The 18,340-nt window shown below is 57.4% G+C and carries 16 protein-coding genes; 8 read left to right on the forward strand and 8 right to left on the reverse strand.

Translation table 11 applies throughout. The annotated features are described in order from the left end of the window. Positions 1–27 precede the first annotated feature (27 nt). Positions 28–1,044, reverse strand: a complete 1,017-nt coding sequence (locus ABRZ28_RS10470; protein ID WP_330520215.1) for a luciferase-like monooxygenase — start codon at positions 1,042–1,044, stop codon at positions 28–30. Between the two features lie 280 nt (positions 1,045–1,324). Here ABRZ28_RS10470 and ABRZ28_RS10475 point away from each other — a divergent pair, with 280 nt between their 5' ends. From ABRZ28_RS10475 to ABRZ28_RS10485, 3 genes are read left to right on the forward strand one after another with little or no spacing between them, the layout of a single operon-like run. Beyond that, positions 1,325–2,296, forward strand: coding sequence for an HlyD family secretion protein (locus tag ABRZ28_RS10475; protein ID WP_330520216.1), 972 nt, complete (start codon positions 1,325–1,327; stop codon positions 2,294–2,296). After that, the gene (locus ABRZ28_RS10480) at positions 2,278–3,432 is read left to right on the forward strand and encodes an ABC transporter permease (RefSeq protein WP_319604156.1); all 1,155 of its coding nucleotides are present in this window, start codon (positions 2,278–2,280) and stop codon (positions 3,430–3,432) included. Before ABRZ28_RS10475 ends, ABRZ28_RS10480 begins: the two co-directional genes overlap by 19 nt. Then, a complete protein-coding gene (locus tag ABRZ28_RS10485) occupies positions 3,429–4,577 on the forward strand; it encodes an ABC transporter permease (RefSeq protein WP_330520217.1) in 1,149 nt (382 codons plus the stop codon). Before ABRZ28_RS10480 ends, ABRZ28_RS10485 begins: the two co-directional genes overlap by 4 nt. Positions 4,578–4,606: 29 nt before the next feature. Here the strand turns inward: ABRZ28_RS10485 and ABRZ28_RS10490 are convergent, their stop codons facing one another. Together ABRZ28_RS10490 and ubiU are read right to left on the reverse strand one after the other, a co-directional pair. Further along, positions 4,607–5,485 (reverse strand): U32 family peptidase, encoded by an 879-nt coding sequence (locus tag ABRZ28_RS10490; RefSeq protein WP_330520218.1) that lies wholly within the window; start codon positions 5,483–5,485, stop codon positions 4,607–4,609. A gap of 11 nt (positions 5,486–5,496) precedes the next feature. After that, on the reverse strand, positions 5,497–6,492 hold the full coding sequence (ubiU, locus tag ABRZ28_RS10495) for a ubiquinone anaerobic biosynthesis protein UbiU (RefSeq protein WP_319604276.1): 996 nt from the start codon (positions 6,490–6,492) through the stop codon (positions 5,497–5,499). Between the two features lie 368 nt (positions 6,493–6,860). Between ubiU and ubiT the strand changes: the two genes are divergently transcribed. Next, on the forward strand, positions 6,861–7,385 hold the full coding sequence (gene ubiT / locus ABRZ28_RS10500) for a ubiquinone anaerobic biosynthesis accessory factor UbiT (protein ID WP_330520219.1): 525 nt from the start codon (positions 6,861–6,863) through the stop codon (positions 7,383–7,385). Then, positions 7,379–7,882, forward strand: a complete 504-nt coding sequence (locus tag ABRZ28_RS10505) for a GNAT family N-acetyltransferase (RefSeq protein WP_319604160.1) — start codon at positions 7,379–7,381, stop codon at positions 7,880–7,882. The genes ubiT and ABRZ28_RS10505 overlap by 7 nt, the downstream gene beginning before the upstream one ends. Here ABRZ28_RS10505 and ABRZ28_RS10510 read toward each other — a convergent pair. Continuing rightward, positions 7,869–8,171 (reverse strand): GIY-YIG nuclease family protein, encoded by a 303-nt coding sequence (locus ABRZ28_RS10510; protein WP_330520275.1) that lies wholly within the window; start codon positions 8,169–8,171, stop codon positions 7,869–7,871. The two genes, ABRZ28_RS10505 and ABRZ28_RS10510, sit on opposite strands and share 14 nt — an antisense overlap. Before the next feature lie 358 nt (positions 8,172–8,529). Between ABRZ28_RS10510 and deoA the strand changes: the two genes are divergently transcribed. The 3 genes from deoA to deoD all read left to right on the forward strand — a co-directional run bounded on the left by deoA (position 8,530) and on the right by deoD (position 12,029). Continuing rightward, a complete protein-coding gene (gene deoA, locus ABRZ28_RS10515; protein WP_330520220.1) occupies positions 8,530–9,882 on the forward strand; it encodes a thymidine phosphorylase in 1,353 nt (450 codons plus the stop codon). 33 nt (positions 9,883–9,915) lie between these two features. Further along, positions 9,916–11,139, forward strand: coding sequence for a phosphopentomutase (gene deoB, locus ABRZ28_RS10520; RefSeq protein ID WP_319604162.1), 1,224 nt, complete (start codon positions 9,916–9,918; stop codon positions 11,137–11,139). 170 nt (positions 11,140–11,309) lie between these two features. Next, positions 11,310–12,029 carry a purine-nucleoside phosphorylase gene (gene deoD, locus ABRZ28_RS10525; RefSeq protein WP_319604163.1) on the forward strand — a complete coding sequence of 240 codons (720 nt, stop codon included), beginning with the start codon at positions 11,310–11,312 and terminating at the stop codon, positions 12,027–12,029. A 281-nt stretch (positions 12,030–12,310) separates the two neighbouring features. Here deoD and ABRZ28_RS10530 read toward each other — a convergent pair whose 3' ends face one another. From ABRZ28_RS10530 to ABRZ28_RS10545, 4 genes are all read right to left on the reverse strand, one after another. Further along, positions 12,311–14,035 carry an ABC transporter ATP-binding protein/permease gene (locus ABRZ28_RS10530; RefSeq protein WP_330520221.1) on the reverse strand — a complete coding sequence of 575 codons (1,725 nt, stop codon included), beginning with the start codon at positions 14,033–14,035 and terminating at the stop codon, positions 12,311–12,313. A gap of 62 nt (positions 14,036–14,097) precedes the next feature. Beyond that, entirely contained in the window at positions 14,098–16,569 is a 2,472-nt protein-coding gene (locus tag ABRZ28_RS10535) for a TonB-dependent siderophore receptor (protein ID WP_330520222.1), read from the reverse strand. A gap of 142 nt (positions 16,570–16,711) precedes the next feature. After that, complete coding sequence (locus ABRZ28_RS10540) at positions 16,712–17,674, reverse strand: FecR domain-containing protein (protein WP_330520223.1); 963 nt, start codon at positions 17,672–17,674, stop codon at positions 16,712–16,714. Continuing rightward, positions 17,667–18,209, reverse strand: a complete 543-nt coding sequence (locus ABRZ28_RS10545; RefSeq protein WP_330520224.1) for a sigma-70 family RNA polymerase sigma factor — start codon at positions 18,207–18,209, stop codon at positions 17,667–17,669. The genes ABRZ28_RS10540 and ABRZ28_RS10545 overlap by 8 nt, the downstream gene beginning before the upstream one ends. Between the last annotated feature and the right edge of the window lie 131 nt (positions 18,210–18,340).

Genomic DNA, 18,340 nt, shown 5'->3' on the forward strand with positions numbered 1-18,340 from the left:
GGGATGCTTTCCAGCATCCCCGCCTGTTTATGCTTCCTGCAACGATTGCTGCAGGCTTATCGCGATCTCAAAGGATCGCAGTCGGGCCTGATGATCAAAAATCTGTCCGTTAATCATCACTTCATTCACCTGCGTTTCGCGTAACAAACTCTGTAAGCCATGCCTGACTTTCGTGCGGTCGCCTACGATGGATAAGCGTAATGTTTGCTCTACGCCAAACTGCTCCGCCGGCGACCAGACGGCATCCATATCCTCTACCGGCGCGGGCAGCGGGCCGGGAACGCCGCGGCGCAGATTGATAAATTGTTGCTGCATTGAGGTAAAGAGGAAGCGGGCATCGCGATCGCTGTCTGCGGCAACCACATTGACGCAGACCATTGAGTAAGGCTCGGGATAGGCGGCCGAGGGTTTAAATGTTTCGCGATAAATCTTCAGCGCTTGCAGCAGCATATCGGGCGCGAAATGGGCGGCGAAGGCAAAGGGCAATCCTAACGAAGCGGCTAATTGCGCGCTGTACAAACTGGAGCCCAGCAGCCAGATGGGAACCTGTAAACCCTGACCGGGTACGGCCTGCACCGCCTGACCGGGTTGCACATCGGCAAAATAGCGCTGTAGTTCCCGCACGTCGCGGGGGAAATCATCAATATCGGCATCAAGATGGCGCCGCAGGGCAATCATGGTCTGCCGATCGGTGCCGGGCGCGCGGCCCAGCCCGAGGTCGATCCGGCCCGGATAGAGAGACTCCAGCGTGCCGAACTGTTCGGCAATCACCAGCGGGGCATGATTGGGCAGCATCACGCCGCCGGAGCCAATGCGGATATGCTGGGTGCCGGCGGCGAGATAGCCTATCAGCACCGAGGTGGCGGCGCTGGCGATGCCGGTCATATTGTGGTGCTCGGCCAGCCAGTAACGATGGTAGCCCCATTTTTCCGCCTGTCGCGCCAGATCCAGCGAGTGGCGGAAGGCCGTTTGCGCGTTAGATCCGGCCGGTATCGGCGCCAGATCCAGAAGAGAGAATGGGACGGACTGAGAATTTGCAGACATAGAGGGTATGCACCTTATCGGTTTCGGATACGTTGAGTATTGCGCTATTTAGCGAAACTTCCTATGCCGGTCATCTCTGACGTTGCCGGCGGCCCTCCGGCGCCGCGCCCGGACGGGATGTCGGCATAGGTTGTTTTCTTTATGTTTAAACAAGATGACGCTATCGCGCTACAATGTAGCGGGTTTGTTTTTAATGTTGGTTAATTGTTTTGTACAGGTGGCAAGGCGCGGCGCGCGGCGTAAAATGGCGTCTGCGCAGTTCACGTTCGGAGCATGGTAAATGAATAAAAAGACGCGGTTGACGTTATTGCTGGTCGTCGTGGTTATTGCGCTTGCGGTGCTGTTTCGAGCGAATAATAAGGATGTGTTGCTACAGGGTGAAGTCGATGCCCAAGAGGTCATCGTCGCCTCCAAAGCATCGGGGCGGGTAACGGAACGTCATGTGCAACGCGGGGATGACGTCAAAGCAGGCCAACTGCTGATTACGCTGGAAAATGCTGAACTGGTTGCGCAGCTGCATGCGGCGGAAGCCGCACGGGATCAGGCGAAAACGCAGTCGGAGCAGTCCGAACACGGTACGCGGGAAGAGAGTATCCGTAATCTGCGGGCGTCGCTGGCCCAGGCGCAGGCCGAATATCAGAACGCCCGGCATGAATACGATCGTCTGGCCGGCATGGCGGGGAAGGGGTATGTCTCGGACTCGTCGCTGGACAGCGCGCGTAAGACCCGCGACAGCGCCTTGCAGCAGGTTAAGGCGGCGCAGGCCAGTCTGGATGAGGGACTGCACGGCGATCGGCCGGAGCAACGGGAAAACTATGCCGCCGCGCTGCGTCAGGCCGAACAGCAACTGCTGGAAATTAAAGCCCAGTCGGACGAATTGCAGGTCAGGGCGCCGGTGGATGGCGAAGTCGGGCCTATTCCGGCCGAGGTGGGCGTGCTGTTCAACGCCGCCAGTCCGCTCATCACGCTGGTGCGCGTTCCACAAGCCTGGTTCGTCTTCAATCTGCGGGAGGATATTCTGGCCGGGGTGCGCAAAGGCGATCGGATCACGCTGCGCGTACCGGCGCTGGATAACCGAATGATTGACGCCGAGGTGCGCTATATCGCGCCGCTGGGCGATTACGCCACCAAACGCGCCACGCGGGCGACCGGCGACTTCGATTTGAAGACCTTTGAAGTCCGGCTGTATCCGACGCAGCCGCAGGAAGGACTGAGACCGGGAATGAGCGCGCTATGGCAGTGGAAAGAGTAAACGCCGTCTGGCGTAGTTTCAGCGCGTCATTCCGCCAGGAAGTGAAAACGGCGTTGCGCAGCCCGGTGGTGCATTGGCTTGGCTGGGGATTTCCTCTGCTGTTGTTCATTCTGCTGGGCAGTATTTTTTCCGTCGGAACGATGCAGGATCTGCCGGTGTCGGCGATCGATAACGATCACAGCACGCTGTCGCGCGATCTGATCCGTAAGCTGGACGCCGGATCCCACGCCCGCATTGAGCCGCGGCCCGGCGGTCTGGCAGAGGGCTTGCAGCGCTTACGCAGCGCTCAGGACTATGGCCTGCTCTATATCCCGCTAAATTTTGAAGCCGATGCGCTGGCCGGACGTCAGCCCAGCGTCTTGTTTTACTACAACGCCCTGTTTTATGGCGCAGGTTTTTATTCCACGCAGGATTTCAGCGCGCTGATGACGGAAATCAACAGCCGGTATCGCAGCGTGATCGCCGCAGACTCCGGTCATACGCTGCCGGCATTGGCCGATGTCAGCCTGGCGTACGGCAGTCTGTTCAACGCCAGCGGCAGTTATGTCTATTATCAGCAGTTTGCCGCCACCATTCACTTGCTACAGCTTTTCGCCGTCACCTGTATGATCTATGTGCTGGAACGCAGTAGGGATGTGGTTAACCGCCGGCCTTTCGTACTGGCGATGCTCGGCAAGCTGGCGCCTTACACGCTGTGCTACACCGTGCTGCTGATTGTTGAAATGGCTATCCTGGTATGGGTGTCCGACGCTCACGTGAGCGGCAATCCGCTGTATATGCTGATGGTGGGGTTCTTTTATGTCATGGCGGCGCAGAGCATCGGCGTGTTGCTGTTTTCTTTTACCCGCACGGCGCTGACGGCCTATACCATGATGGGCATCATCGTCAGTATTGCGCTGACCTTTTCCGGTCTGGCGGTGCCGGAGCTTTCCATGCCGCTGCCGGCGCAGATTATCGCGCAAATCGAGCCGTTAACCCATGCGCTGTATGCGATGTTCGATATCTTCCTGCGCCAGGTTTCGCTCGCTTCGGTTCTCAGCGTCTGCGCGCTGTTGCTGGCTTATCCGCTGGCGACCGGCCTGCTGGTGCGTAACCGGCTGTATCAGCGTTTAAGCCAGCCGGAGAATAAATCGTGAAAAGTTACTGGCAGACATTCAGCCGGGTGCTGATCGGCATGCTGGAACGCCCGATGTGGCTGATGTTGCTGGCGTCGCTTTGCGTGATGAGCCTGGTTTACGCCAATCACACGGTGTGGGATTTGCCGGTGGCGGTGATCGACCAGGATCACAGCAACGCCAGTCGGCAGTTAATGCGCGAGCTGGACGCCGCGCCGAAAATTGCGGTTAAAACTTACGACAATCTGCCGGAGGCGCAGCGCGATCTGGTGCTGCGCAAGCTGTTTGCCGTGATCATTCTGCCGCCGGATCTGGAGAAAAAGATCCTCTCCGGCGGGACGATTACCATCCCCGCCTATGGCGATGCGACCAACCGTCTGGCCAACGGTCAGATTCAGCAGGATGTGATGGCGGCCTGGCGGCAGTTGCTGAGCGGCTATAATCGCGATCTGCTGCTGCGCAGCGGTTTTAGCGACCGGCAAGCGCAGGTCATTCTGACGCCGGTGGTCGGTCAGACGCTGGGATTGTTTAATCCCGGCGTCAGTTTCGCGGCGATCATCTTCCCCGGTCTGCTGGTGATGCTATTGCAGCACTCCCTGCTGATTGCCTGCGTGCGGGTCAGTATCGCGCTGAAAAGTTCTCCGCAGGGCAAGCCGACCATCCCTGTCTATCTGGGCGGCCTGTCGGCGCTGTTGCCGATCTGGCTTTTTCTGTCGATCGTGCTGTTTGTACTGTGGCCCTGGCTGCTGGGTTACCGGCAGACGGCGAATATCGCGGAAATTCTGCTGTTGACGTTTCCATTCTTGCTGGCGGTGTTGGGGCTGGGCAAATTGCTGACGGAATGTTTGCGCCGCGTGGAAATGATTTATCTGACGCTATCGTTTATCACCATGCCGGTTTTTTATCTTTCCGGCACCATCTGGCCGGTACAGTCGATGCCGGGCTGGGTGCGGGCGATTTCATCGATGCTGCCTTCGACCTGGGCGACCAAGGCCATCGCCGGCGTTAATCAGATGAATCTGCCGCTGAGCGAGGTGGGACGAGATGTGACGATGCTGCTGGTGTTGGGCGCCGTTTATACCCTGCTCGGCATCGGCGTGGGGTTGTTGCATAACACCGGGCAACTGCGTCGCTTGCTGCGGCGCCGTTCCAGACGCCTCAGCTAGCGTATGCCGGTAACGCCGGCCTCGTCGCGTTATTGCACCAGTTCCAGACCCGGCACGCGTCGCCAGTAACCGTTGCAGTCGGCGTTTTTCTCCAGCGTCAGCGGCGCTTCGCCGTGTTCGTTGGCCCGGAAGGCATCAACCATCGCCAGCGTTTCCATCCCCAACGGCGACAGACGGACGATATCCACCAGACCGGCCATATTGGCAAGTTCGTTACCCAGGTTATAACAGTAGCCGCTCTGGGTCTGGATGCCGTTGAGAACAAAAACCTGCTGATTTTCCTGGGATAGCACTTTACGTCCCCGCGGATAGCGGATGCAGCAGGTTTCGCACTCATCCTTGGCGCGGTTTTCCGAACGCGCGGTAAAACAACGCGCCGAATAGGCCAGCGGCAAGTGGCCGTAGCTCAGCACTTCCACTTCAAACTGGTTGCGAAAGCCGAGCTCTTCACATTGGTTCAGCAGGTTTTGCAACCAGTCGCGGGAGAGTTCCACCGGCATACACCAACGCGCCATGCCCTGCTTATGCAGTAAGCGCAGCGTATAGGCGTTATAGCAATTGAGGGCATGTCCGGCGACGAACGGCAAGCGGCGTTCGGCGGCCATGTTGACGGCGCCGAGATCGTTGGCTTCCAGCAGGAAGTCGCCGTTTTCGACGTAACGCTTCAGCTCATTCAATTCCGATGGCGCCTGAAGCAGCGCCAGCGTGGAGATAACCACCTGTTTGCCATGGTCGGCGACCTGTCGGGCGACGGCCAACCAGTCGCTTACTTTCATTGAACGGCGCTTGCTGCATACCGTTTCGCCAAGATACACAATATCCGCGCTGCTGTTCATGGCCGCCTGGTAGAACGCTTCAATCTCGTCTTTGGGCCAATAGTAGAGGATGGCGCCCAATGCGTATTTCATATTGTCTCCTGCTATTGCCATTTACGGTGATAGGCGCCCAGCGTGGTTTGCGTACCTTCCGCCACCGCGCCGAGGGTATCCATCCATTCCCGGGTGGGCGAGAAGGCGGCGGGATCGGACATGCATTTGTCAATCGCCTGCCGCCAGACGCGGGTGATCTGGCTGACATAGGCGGGGCTGCGCTGGCGTCCCTCGATTTTTACCGAGGCGATATTCGCCGCCAGCAGTTCGGGCAGCAGCTCCAGGGTGTTGAGGCTGGTGGGTTCCTCAAGCGCGTGGTAGCGCTGGCCGTCGACCAGATAGCGGCCTTTGCACAGCGTCGGATAGCCGGCATTTTCATTATCCTGATAGCGGTCGATCAACACATTATTCAGGCGGGACTCCATGCCCTGCGCCGTTTGCTGCCAGCGCACAAAACGCGCGGGCGAACAGGCGCCCACGGTATTCGGCGATTCGCCGGTCAGGTAAGAGGAGAGGTAGCAGCGGCCTTCCGCCATGATGCACAGGCTGCCGAAAGCGAAGACTTCCAGCGGAACCGGGGTGGTGCGGGCCAGTTGCTTTACCTGATGAATGGAGAGCACTCGCGGCAGCACGACTCGAGATACGTCGAAATTACGCTGATAAAAATGAATCGCTTCGGTATTTGTGGCCGACGCCTGTACCGAGACGTGTCGTTCAATCTGGGGATAGCGCTCCGCGGCATATTCCAGCATCGCCAGATCGGCCAGAATCAGGACGTCCGCGCCGATTTGCGCCGCCATATCCACGGCGCGCTCCCAGCGTTGGTAACCATCGGGATGCGCAAAAGTATTGATGGCGATATGCAGTTTGCGGCGGTGGCGGTGAACATAATCGCGCGCTTCCTGAAGTTTTTTGTCGGTAAAGTTAAGTCCGGCGAAATGGCGTGCGTTAGTGTCGTCTTTCAGGCCGATGTAGACCGCGTCCGCGCCATTATCGATAGCAGCTTTCAATGCCGGAAGGTTTCCGGCGGGGCAAAGCAGTTCCATACAATTTCCTTCATTAATCAAAGCCATCGGACGAGTAACGGCGCCGATATGATCAATGATGTCGGTGGACCAATAAGATTTTTTACTCGTCTCATCCATGAGACTCGCCCTGAGGGCCATCGCTCCCGGCGATTTTTATCAGTCAATGAATGTTGTTAACGATAGAGGATCTTAATTAACCTGATAAGGCTGGACTTTGATTTAAACCAGCTAATCGTGTAATGAAGAGGTTGGTTTTGCATCCACGCTGGCGATAAAGCGGGAGAACAGGCTAAATTATTGATATAGGCCGCAGCCGCTTGCCTGTGATGTGGCAAAATAGCCGTAGATCGTCTGAACCATCAGACTGTTTTAAGAGGAGTACGCCAGTGTTGGAGAAACTACGGGCGCAGATTGTGCGCCAAGGGCCGGGCTTATTGGGCAAGCCATTAAAGTTCACTCCTTTTGCTTTACAGCGTCAGGTTCTGGAACAAATGCTAAAGTGGCAGTTTCGCCAGGCCCTGGAAGAGGGGGAACTGGAGTTTCTGCAAGACCGTTGGTTAAAAATTGAAGTACGGGATGTCGGCTTGCAGTGGTTTATGACATTGCGTGATAACCGACTGGCGGTGAGCGATCGTGAGAATGCGGACGTCAGCTTCAGCGCCGATGCCAACGATCTTATTCTGATCGCCGCGCGTAAAGAAGATCCCGATACGCTGTTTTTCCAGCGTCGTTTGCGCATCGAAGGCGATACCGAACTTGGGCTGTACGTCAAAAACCTGATGGATGCCATTGAACTGGAATCCATGCCGGCGCCGCTGCGTATCGGATTGCTGCAACTGGCTGATTTTGTCGAAGCCGGGCTACAAGAGGGCGTGGAGCAATCTACCGATCACGCGCCCGTTTCATGCTAGTGCGTGTGGAAATACCTGTCGATGCCGCGGGTATCGACAGCCTGTTGCGGCGGGCGTTTTCGACGGGGGCCGAAGCTGATCTGGTTCATCAACTGCGAGAAGATGGGCAATTGACGCTAGGGATCGTCGCGACGGATGATGAAGGCGGCGTGATCGGTTACGCCGCGTTCAGTCCGGTGCTGATTGAAGGGGAAGATCGCCAGTGGGTCGGACTCGCGCCGTTAGCCGTGGAGGAAAGTCTGCGTCGACAGGGAATTGGTCAGCAACTGGTGTATGAAGGATTGGACGCGCTGAATGAGTTCGGTTACACCGCTGTCGTGGTATTGGGCGATCCCGCCTATTATTCCCGCTTTGGTTTTGTGCCCGCGTCTGAATATCAGTTGCATTGCCGTTGGCCGCAAGGCGCCGCCGCTTTCCAGGTTTACCCGCTGGCGGACAATCATTTCGAGGGCGCGAGCGGGCGGGTCGAATATGCCGATCCTTTTAATCGCCTCTGAAGATCGTATCCAATAACGACGTGGGCTGGTCTTGTACCAGCCTTTCTTTTTGGCGCTTGCTCAACTGCTTAATGCGATACTCCAGCCTTAGCGCGCTTGAACGATCGCCTGCCTGATACTGAAACACCAGCGCCAGTTCTCCCTTTCCCCGCAGCGCTTTCGCCCCTTTTCCCGATTGATGCTGAAGTAGGCGCCGAGCCACATCGGTGGTAATTCCCGTATAGAGCATGCCGGTTGCGGTGCGCAACATATACAGATACCAGCAAGGCATGGGGAGGGAGTCATTCATCGGCATCGGCGCACTCGTTACAGGTTAAGGTCGGCTCATTTTACGGCGCATGGCGCTTCAGTTGAAGCGGATTTCCCGCGCGCCTGCTTCCCGGCGGTGGACTGCGCGCGGCGATTCGCGCCTTTTGAAATCCATTGGGTCTATGATTAACGCATGGAATAAACCGAGAATAGTTAATTAACGTGACGAAAATCACATATAATGCCGCGTGGTTACATTGCTTTTACATTAAGTGTGAATAATGACGCAAAATGAGTCGATATGGCGTGTTCAAATACCCGGTAGGGTTATCCCGAACCGAGAGAGATAACGGCTTAAGACATGACCCGCTCTTATTCACTCGACAGGAGAGCATGCTTTGTTTCTGATTCAGGAAATCATTCGTAAGAAGCGTGACGGCATGCCGTTGAGCGATGAGGAAATACGCTTTTTCGTTAACGGCGTCCGCGATAATTCGGTATCTGAAGGGCAAATCGCCGCGCTGGCGATGACCATCTACTTTCATGATATGTCGATGGCGGAGCGCGTTTCCCTGACGCTGGCGATGCGTGATTCCGGCACGGTGCTGAACTGGAAGAGCCTTAACCTGAACGGCCCGCTGGTGGATAAACACTCGACCGGCGGCGTAGGCGATGTGACCTCGCTGATGCTGGGGCCGATGGTCGCCGCTTGCGGCGGATATGTGCCGATGATTTCCGGTCGGGGATTGGGCCACACCGGCGGTACGCTGGATAAGCTGGAGTCGATACCCGGACTGGATATCTTCCCGGACGACGAGACGTTCCGGCAGATTATTCAACGCGTCGGCGTGGCGATTATCGGCCAGACCAACTCGCTGGCGCCGGCGGATAAGCGGATTTACGCCACGCGGGACATTACCGCCACCGTGGATTCGATACCGCTGATCACCGCCTCGATTCTGGCGAAAAAACTGGCTGAAGGGCTGGATGCGCTGGTGATGGACGTTAAGGTGGGCTCCGGCGCCTTTATGCCGACCTATGCGCTTTCGGAGCAATTGGCGCAGGCGATCGTCGGGGTCGCCAATCATGCGGGTTGCCGCACCAGCGCGCTGCTGACCGATATGAATCAGGTGCTGGCTTCCAGCGCCGGCAATGCGCTGGAAGTGCGCGAGGCCGTGCGTTTCCTTACCGGGGAGCGGCGTAACCCGCGGCTGTATGAAGTGACGATGGCGCTGTGCGAAGAAATGCTGTTGTCGGGCGGCCTGGCGGACTCCGCCGCCGATGCGCGCAACCGACTGCAAGCGGTGCTGGATAACGGCAAGGCGGCGGAGCTGTTTGGCCGGATGGTGGCGGCGCAGCGCGGCCCGGCCGATTTTGTCGAGCATCATGCGCGTTATTTACCGGCCGCCATGTTAAGCAAGCCGGTTTTTGCCGAACATGACGGCATCGTCGCCGCGATGGACACCCGCGCCTTGGGCATGGCGGTGGTGGCGTTGGGCGGCGGCCGCCGTCAGGCCGGCGACAGCATTGATCACAGCGTGGGCATCGACGAGATGGTCAGTCTGGGGGAGCGCGTCGACGGCCAGCGGCCGCTGGCGGTGATCCACGCCAATACCGAAGCCCAATGGCAACGGGCGGCGAACGAGGTGCGGGCCGCGATTGCGCTGGGCGAGACGCCGGCGCAAAAAACACCGATTATTTATCGTCGCATGAGCGCTGACGATTCTACTATTTCAACGCCGGCGGGCTGAGCCTGCCGTGAGTAATAATGCAGGAGATGAACGATGAAACGTGCCTATATTATGGTACTTGACTCCTTCGGTATCGGCAGCAGCGCCGATGCGGAACGCTTTGGCGATGTCGGCTCAGATACGTTAGGCCATATTGCGCAGGCTTGTGCGGCGGGAAAAGCCGATCAAGGTCGTAAGGGCGCGCTGCATTTGCCGAACCTGAGCCGTTTGGGGCTGGGAAAAGCGGCTGAGGAATCAACCGGGACTTTTCCTGCGGGGCTGGATCCGCAGGCTGATATTATCGGCGCCTACGCGTACGCCAGCGAAATTTCCTCAGGCAAGGATACCCCGTCCGGTCACTGGGAAATCGCCGGCGTGCCGGTGCTGTTCGACTGGGGCTATTTCAAGGATGAAGAAAACAGCTTTCCACAGGAATTGCTGGATAAGCTGGTGAAACGCGCCAATCTGCCGGGCTATCTGGGCAACTGCCACTCTTCCGGCACGGTGATTCTGGACAAGCTGGGTGAAGAGCACATGAAAACCGGCAAGCCGATTTTCTACACCTCCGCCGATTCCGTGTTCCAGATCGCCTGTCACGAAGAAACGTTCGGTCTGGAGAAGCTCTACGAACTGTGTGAGATTGCGCGCGAAGAGCTGACTGAGGGCGGTTACAATATCGGCCGGGTGATCGCCCGTCCGTTTGTCGGCGATAAACCGGGCGACTTTCAGCGTACCGGCAACCGGCACGATCTGGCCGTTGAGCCGCCTGCGCCGACCATCCTGAAAAAGCTGGTGGAAGAACAGGGCGGCGACGTGGTATCGGTCGGCAAGATTGCCGATATTTACGCGCAGGTCGGCATTACCCGGAAAGTGAAAGCCACCGGTATTGACGCGCTGTTCGACGCCACGCTGCAAGAAATGGATAACGCGGGGGATAACACCATCGTGTTTACCAATTTCGTCGATTTTGACTCATCCTACGGCCATCGTCGCGATGTGGCGGGATATGCCGCCGCGCTGGAATTGTTCGATCGCCGCCTGCCGGAGATGCTTTCGCGCGTGACGGGGGATGATATCCTGATCCTGACCGCCGACCACGGCTGCGATCCGACCTGGCACGGCACCGACCATACCCGTGAGAACGTCCCGGTATTGATCTATGGGCCGAAAGTGAAGCCCGGCTCCTATGGACACCGCGATACGTTCGCGGATATCGGTCAGACGGTGGCGAAGTATTTTGACTTGTCGGCGATGGATTACGGCAAGCCGATATTGTAATACGTTTACTGCGAACCCTCTCCCGGCCTCCCCTTCGCAGGGGAGGGCCGGGGTTGGGTTGAGTAGGGTCAAACGATCGCTGATTTACGTCGCGCCGGACGCGACCTGTTTTTAACTTTGCGTTTATCTGAACGCGATTTGTATTAGGCTGATTGATAAGGAACACAAGCATGGCTACGCCACATATTAATGCGGAACTGGGTGATTTTGCGGATGTCGTACTGATGCCGGGCGATCCGCTGCGGGCAAAATATATTGCCGAAACCTTTCTGGAAAATGCGCGTGAAGTGAACAATGTGCGCGGCATGCTGGGATTTACCGGCACTTATAAAGGCCGCAAGATTTCTGTGATGGGCCACGGCATGGGGATCCCTTCCTGCTCCATCTATGCGAAAGAGCTGATCACCGAGTTCGGCGTGAAAAAGATCATTCGCGTGGGGTCATGCGGCGCCGTGCGTACCGATGTAAAACTGCGTGACGTCGTGATAGGCATGGGCGCCAGCACGGATTCCAAAGTGAACCGCCTGCGTTTCAAAGACCACGATTATGCCGCCATCGCGGATTTCGACATGGTGCGCAACGCCGTTGATGCGGCGAAATCTCACGGCGTAAACGTGCGCGTCGGTAACCTTTTCTCGGCCGATCTGTTCTATACGCCGGACCCGCAAATGTTCGACGTGATGGAAAAGTACGGCATTCTGGGCGTGGAGATGGAAGCCGCCGGCATCTATGGCGTGGCGGCCGAGTTCGGCGCCAAAGCGCTGGCGATTTGCACCGTCTCCGACCATATCCGCACCGGCGAACAAACCACCGCCGAAGAACGCCAGACCACGTTTAACGAGATGATCGAAATAGCGCTGGAGTCCGTTCTGTTGGGCGATAGCGAGTAAGATTTCTCTCTCCTGATGGGGTTGCCGGCCTGCGCCGGCATCCCCGCGGCCCCCACCTCCGTCATCCCCGCGGCCCCCACCTCCGTCATCCCCGCGGCCCCCACCTTCGTCATCCCCGCGGCCCCCACCTTCGTCATCCCCGCGGCAGTAGGCGGGGATCAGTTACTGAAACCGTGAATAGCCTTTGACTGATGCCCGCCTTCGCGGGCATGACGGAGGGGAAAGGCATGGTGAATAAAAGAGCCTTGACCGCTGATGCCTGACGCCGCATTTGCGGCTGCTTACAGCGTATCCGCGCCGACGGCGGTTGGCGTCTGCGGCGCACTAGCGGCGTGCTTTGCCCGTTCGCGATAGGGCGTCATGGGCAGCGAGTGCTCAAACAGGGCGCTGACCGCCGGCTGGTGGCTCACCGCCAGGACAATGGACTGCGGCAGCGTTTCTCTTAGTCGGGTCAGCAGTTGAATGGCGGCGGCGTCGTCCAACTGACTGGTGGCTTCGTCCATACATAACAGCGCGGGGCGCAGCAGTAATGCGCGCGCCAGCGATAAACGCTGCTGCTCGCCGCCGGATAGCTCCCGACCCCAATGGGTGGTTTCATCCAGCCTGTCGAGCAGCGACGTCAGCCCCACCTGTTGCAACGCCAGACGTAATGATTCCGTCTCCGGCGCGTCCGACTGCGGATAACACAGCGCCCGACGCAGCGTATCTTCCGGCAGATAAGGCTTCTGCGGCAGAAACAGCGTCTTGCCCGCCGGTAGCCGGCATTCTCCCTGCATGTCGGGCCGAAATCCCGCCAGCGCGCGCAGCAAGGTGGTTTTCCCGCTGCCGCTGGCTGCCGTCAGTACGCCCCATTCTCCCTTTTTCAGGTGAGCGCTTAGCGGGGCGAACAGCGGCGTTCCGTCTGGATGGCGTACGCTGAGCGCGGAAATACGCAAGTCATCGCCCTGTCGGGATGGTCTGTGTAACGCCGGCAACTGAGACAGGCTGTGCTGAAAGGTCCACAGGCGCTCAACGGTGGCGGACCAGGCCACCAACTGGCGGTAGGAGTCGACAAACCAGCCGAAGGCGTCCAGCACATAGCCAAATGCGGTTCTGGCCTGCATGATCGCGCCCAGCGTGATCTGGTGCGTCAGGTAGACCGGCAACACGGCGAATACCGGGATCATCAGGCCGATACGAAAATAGCTGGTGATAAAGGATTCCAGGCGGAACTCCTGGCTCATCAGACTGCGCCAGTTGGCCACTATCGATTGAAAGCGTTGCTGCATGCGCGTTCGCTCGGCGGCTTCCCCCTGATAGAGGGCGATTTGCTCGCTATTCTCGCGCACCCGCAGCAGCGTGGCGCGGTAATCGGCCTCGGCGCGCTGTTTTTCCATGTTCAGCCCGTGCAGACGGTGTCCGAGAACATGAGCGATAATGCTGCTGACGATCGCATAACCCAGCGCGATCCACACCAGATAACCATAAATGGTCACGCTGTGGCCGCCGATATTGAAGGTCTGTACGCCGGACAGTCGCCACAGGATAACGATAAAGGAAAAAAAGTAGGCGATGTTTTGCAGCAGAGAAAGCAGCAGTTCCAGGCTCTGTTCAATCAGCAGTCGGATATCTTCGGCGATACGCTGATCGGGGTTATCCGGTTCGCCGCGCAGGCTGAGCCGGTAGTGGCCGCTGTGATTCAGCCAGGCCCGTTCGAATTTTTGCGTCATTTCAATGCGGCAATGAATAATCAGCTTTTTTTTCAGCCAGTTATTGCAGACGATGACCAGCACAAACAGGGCGGTATAGCTGCCGTAGCGCACGGCGAGCGACAGGATGGAGGCGTTTTGAAAATAGTCCGCCAGCGCATCGAAAAAGTCTTTGCTCCAGTTGTTATACAGCACGCTGACCCACACGACCGACAGCTTCAGCGTGATAATGATCAGCAGCAGCAGCCAGCTAAAAGCGGCGCGGCGGGTAAACCAGAATGGGGCGATTAACTGATAAAAGCGTTTTAGTGTTTGCATCTGAATCAAACCCGCGGCCCGCTTTCACGGGCCGCGTTCTGTCGGTGAATAAGCATCGGCAATCAGAAGGTGTATTTCGCCGTCAGCATAAAGTTGCGGGGATCGCCATAGTAGTTGTAAGCCCCGCGGTGGCGGTTGTTCAGGGTTTTGTAATAGACCTTGTCGGTCAGGTTATTGCCCACCAGATTAAAGCTGAGGTTTTTACTGTACTGATAGGTGATATTGGCGTTAACCAGCGTGTAGCCGCCCTGATAGACATTGTAGGTGGTATTGGTATCGGTTTGCGCGGTCAGACCTGCGCCGACGGTCCACTGATTCAGTGTCCCAGGCAGGTTATAGCTGCTATAGAGTTTAAACATATGCTGCGGGGTATACGGGCTATAGGTTTGCCCGCGATCGCTCTCTTTCCCTTCCAGATACTTGGTATTGGTGAGCGTATAGCCGGTAAATAACTGCCAGCCTTCAGCCAGTTTGCCCGAAACTTCCAGTTCGACCCCCTGACTGCGTACTTTCCCTTCGGGACGATAGCAAGCATCACCGTCAGGGCAATTGGTGTCCGCCACGGCGCGGTTGGCTTGAATAATACGGTACAGCGCGATAGACGCGTTCAGGTCGCCATCAAAAAATTCACCTTTAATCCCGGTTTCGTAGTTTTTACCCGATACGGCCGGTAGCAGCGCCTTGTTGCGGTCGGTGTATTCCTGCGGCTTGTAGATATCGCTGTAGCTGGCGTACCAGGTGTAATTGTCGGCGAAATCCCACAGCAGACCCGCGTAAGGAATGAGTTTATCGCGAACTTTGTAGCTGCTGGGATGGGTCGTATTGCCGGTGGCGCGGTTGGTATTGTACATATCGTAGCTGAACGCGCTGTAGCGGCTGCCGAGGATCAGCTTCCAGTCGTCGGCCAGTTCCAGCCGGGTGGTGGCGAACAGGGCGCGTTGATAGATATCGTACTGGTAGCGACGGGTATAATCCGACCAGTCAGGTTCAGCCAGTGAGCTGGGATTCCATTGAAAAATATTGACATTATCGCTATAGGGTGACGTAGTTATTCTACCAAACAGATTATCAAAGTTTTCTTTCTGATAATCGCCGCCCAATACCAACTCGTGGTTACGTCCCAACAGCTCAAACGGACCGCTCAGGCTCAGGTTATAGCCCCATTGGTCTGACTGGTTATCCCGTTGGATGCCGTTATTCAGCTTTGCGCTGCCGCTGCCGTCCACCCCGTTGATACCGTTGCCGAATATCCCGATGAATTTTCCTTCAGAGGTAGACCTGCTGTAATTCAGCGCGCTTTTTAACGTCCAGTCATTATCAAAAGTATGTTCGATTTCGGCGAAGGGATTGATCTTTTCAAAGGTGATGCGGTTCCAACTGGCCCCCAGGAATGTTGAGCGGGGCAGCTTCAGACTGGCGTAGTTGGTGGAGAGCGGCAAGCCGTAGAGATCGGGAACGGTAGCGGTTTTTTGCCAGTTAATCCCGGCGGTAAGCGTGGTGTTGGGCGTCATATCCCAGGCCAGCGTACCGAACAGCACTTTGCGTTCGCTGTCGACATAATCGACGAAACTCTGTTTATCCTGATACACCCCGACAATGCGTCCGCGCAGGCTGGCATCGTCATTGAGCGGGCCGGAAATGTCCATTTCGCTACGGTAATTGTCCCAACTGCCGGCGCCGACGCTGCCGGAAGCGTGAAAATCATAGGTGGGTTTTTTGCGCACCAGATTGACGGTGCCGCCCGGTTCGCCGTTGCCCTGGGTCAGACCGGACGCGCCGCGCAGGATTTCCACGCGATCGTAAATCGCCAAATCGGGCGATTCGCTGGATGCTTCAGAGAAGCCCATACCGGATACGCTGTTTTGGAAAGATGAACTGGCGCCATCTTCTTTAACATTATCCATGGTAAAACCGCGCGACTGGAATTTGGTCTGATAAGAGCTTTCATTCACCACATTGACCCCGGTGGTCTGGCTCATCGCCTCATCCAGCGTGGTCATATTCTGATCGTTCATGCGCTGGCGGGTGACCACGCTGACCGATTGCGGCGTTTCGCGCGGCGACAGATTCAACTGCGTGGCGGTATTCATGCTGCGCGTGGTGTAAGAGCGGGTGCCTTCCGTCATGCCGTTCTGGTTGATGTTGGCGATCACCAGCATCTCATCGCTCTTTGGCGCTTGCTGCAAGATATAGGTATTATCCGACTGCCGCACCGCCTGTAGGCCGCTGCCGGCCAGCAGGGCGCGGAATCCGTCCTCCACGCCATAATTCCCCTGTAACGCCGCGCCGCTTTTCCCGCTCGCCAGAGCGGCATCGCCGACCAGATAGACGCCGGACTGAGCGGCGAACTGGTTTAATTGAGCGCTTAACGAACCCGCCGGGATGGCGTAGGCGTGCGGCGTCTGTACATCCGCCCGCGCCATGCCGGGAGAGATGAGGAAAGGCGCGCCGCACAGCAGAATCCGTATGGCGACGGCGATGGTTTTGGGCGTCCGGCCTGCGCCGCGCCGGGAGAAATATGGTGTGATTGACATAGTGATCCAGCCTTCTGACCCAGAGTGAAAAAAGAGTGCTTTTACTGTGAATCGAAGGACAAGACCAAAAGGGGAACCGAAATGATAATTTTTTTTATTTCCCGTCACCCTTTGGGCCGCCGCAAGCGATGTTGAAGGTTTCTTATTTCCTCTCGACCGTTACCCACCAGGCAAAGCGGCGGTTGATGCGAACGGGGAAGGTTTGCGCCAGCATCGCCAGGGCTTTATCCGTATCCGTCAGCGGGAAGGTACCCATCACCCTTAGCGCCGCAATGTCCGGTTGGCATGCCAGATAGCCGTGTCGGTAGCGCGAAAGTTGCTCGATAACCTCGCCCAGCGGCATGTTATCCGCCTGTAGCAGACCTTTCGACCAACTGGCGTCGGTTTGTCGGTGGGGCAGCAACGATCCCTGACCCTGAAGATCGAAGTTCAACTGTTGGCCGGCATTCACCCGGCGCGAGACATGCCCGTCGCGCGCGGTGACTTCAACCGCGCCTTGATAAACGGTAAGGCGCGTGGCCGCAGCGCGCTGCTCGACGCCGAAGCGGGTACCCAGCGCCTGCATTTGTCCCTGAGCGCTGGAAACAAAAAACGGGCGCTCGTCATGGGCGGTTTCAATCAATACGTCGCCCGCCAGCAGCGCAATCCGGCGGCGTTGATTGTCGTAGTGGATGTCGATGGCGCTGGCGGTATTCAGCCAGATCTGCGTGCCGTCCTGTAGCCTGAGGTATTTGATTTCACCGGTGGCGCTGTGGTGATCCGCGGTTATCGCCAGCAGCGTTTCGTGCAGCGGCGTGTGGCGGTAGGTTGCCCAGGATAAAAGCGAACCGACGCCCAGGAAAGCCATCAGCTTGAGGGCGGCGCGACGATTAACTTCAGTCGGTTGGCGCAGCAGGGCGCTGATGGCCGGTTGCCGAGTATCGCCGCGTAAGGGCTGAAAGCGCTGGCTGACTTTCCGTACGTACTCCCAGGCGAGGCGATTTTCCTCACTCTCCTCCAGCCAGCGCCGCCAGTGACGGTGCTGTTCATCGTCGGGCGCAAGATCAAGCAACCGGGCGTACCATTGCGATGCCTGTTGTAAGGCGATGAAACCGGGTTTACTCATTGTTTTCCGGCGTGATGCCTTCCAGCTCCGCTTCCAGCAGCACGCAGTGCAGCATGGCCTGCGCCATGTATTTTTTCACCATCCGCTCGGAAACGCCGAGCTGCGCGGCGATATCCCGATAGGTCAGCCCCTGAATCTGCGCCATCACAAAGGCGGCGCGCACTTTTTCCGGCAGCGAGCGCAGCATGGCGTCCACCTGATACAGCGTTTCGAGGATGATGTTGTTGTATTCGGCCGAGAGCGCGACGATTTCCGGCTGATTAGCCAGCGAGCTCAGCCAGACGCGCTCAATTTCCCGTCTGCGCCATAAATCCACGCACATCCCTTGCGCCATCACGCTCAGATAGGCGCGCGCGCCGGCATGACTGTCGAATTGCCGCGGTTTGATCAGCAGGCGTAAAAAAACATCCTGCGCCAGATCGGCCGCATCGCAAAAGTCGCCCAGACGTTTGCGCAACAGCCCCTGCAACCAGCCATGATGCTGGTGATAGAGCTGATTGATATCTGCTGCGGTATCAATAGGGACTGATGACATGTCAATAACCTGAAAGCGAACCGGCAAGGAGAAATGAGATCTGTATCTCAATTTTAATTGAGAATGATTTTTGTTTCAAGCCGATGGCGCTGAGAAGCTTAACGGCGGACTTTTCCACCCGAGGCCACGGC

The sequence above is a fragment of the Brenneria sp. g21c3 genome (assembly GCF_040240345.1).
Lineage (GTDB): Bacteria > Pseudomonadota > Gammaproteobacteria > Enterobacterales > Enterobacteriaceae > Brenneria.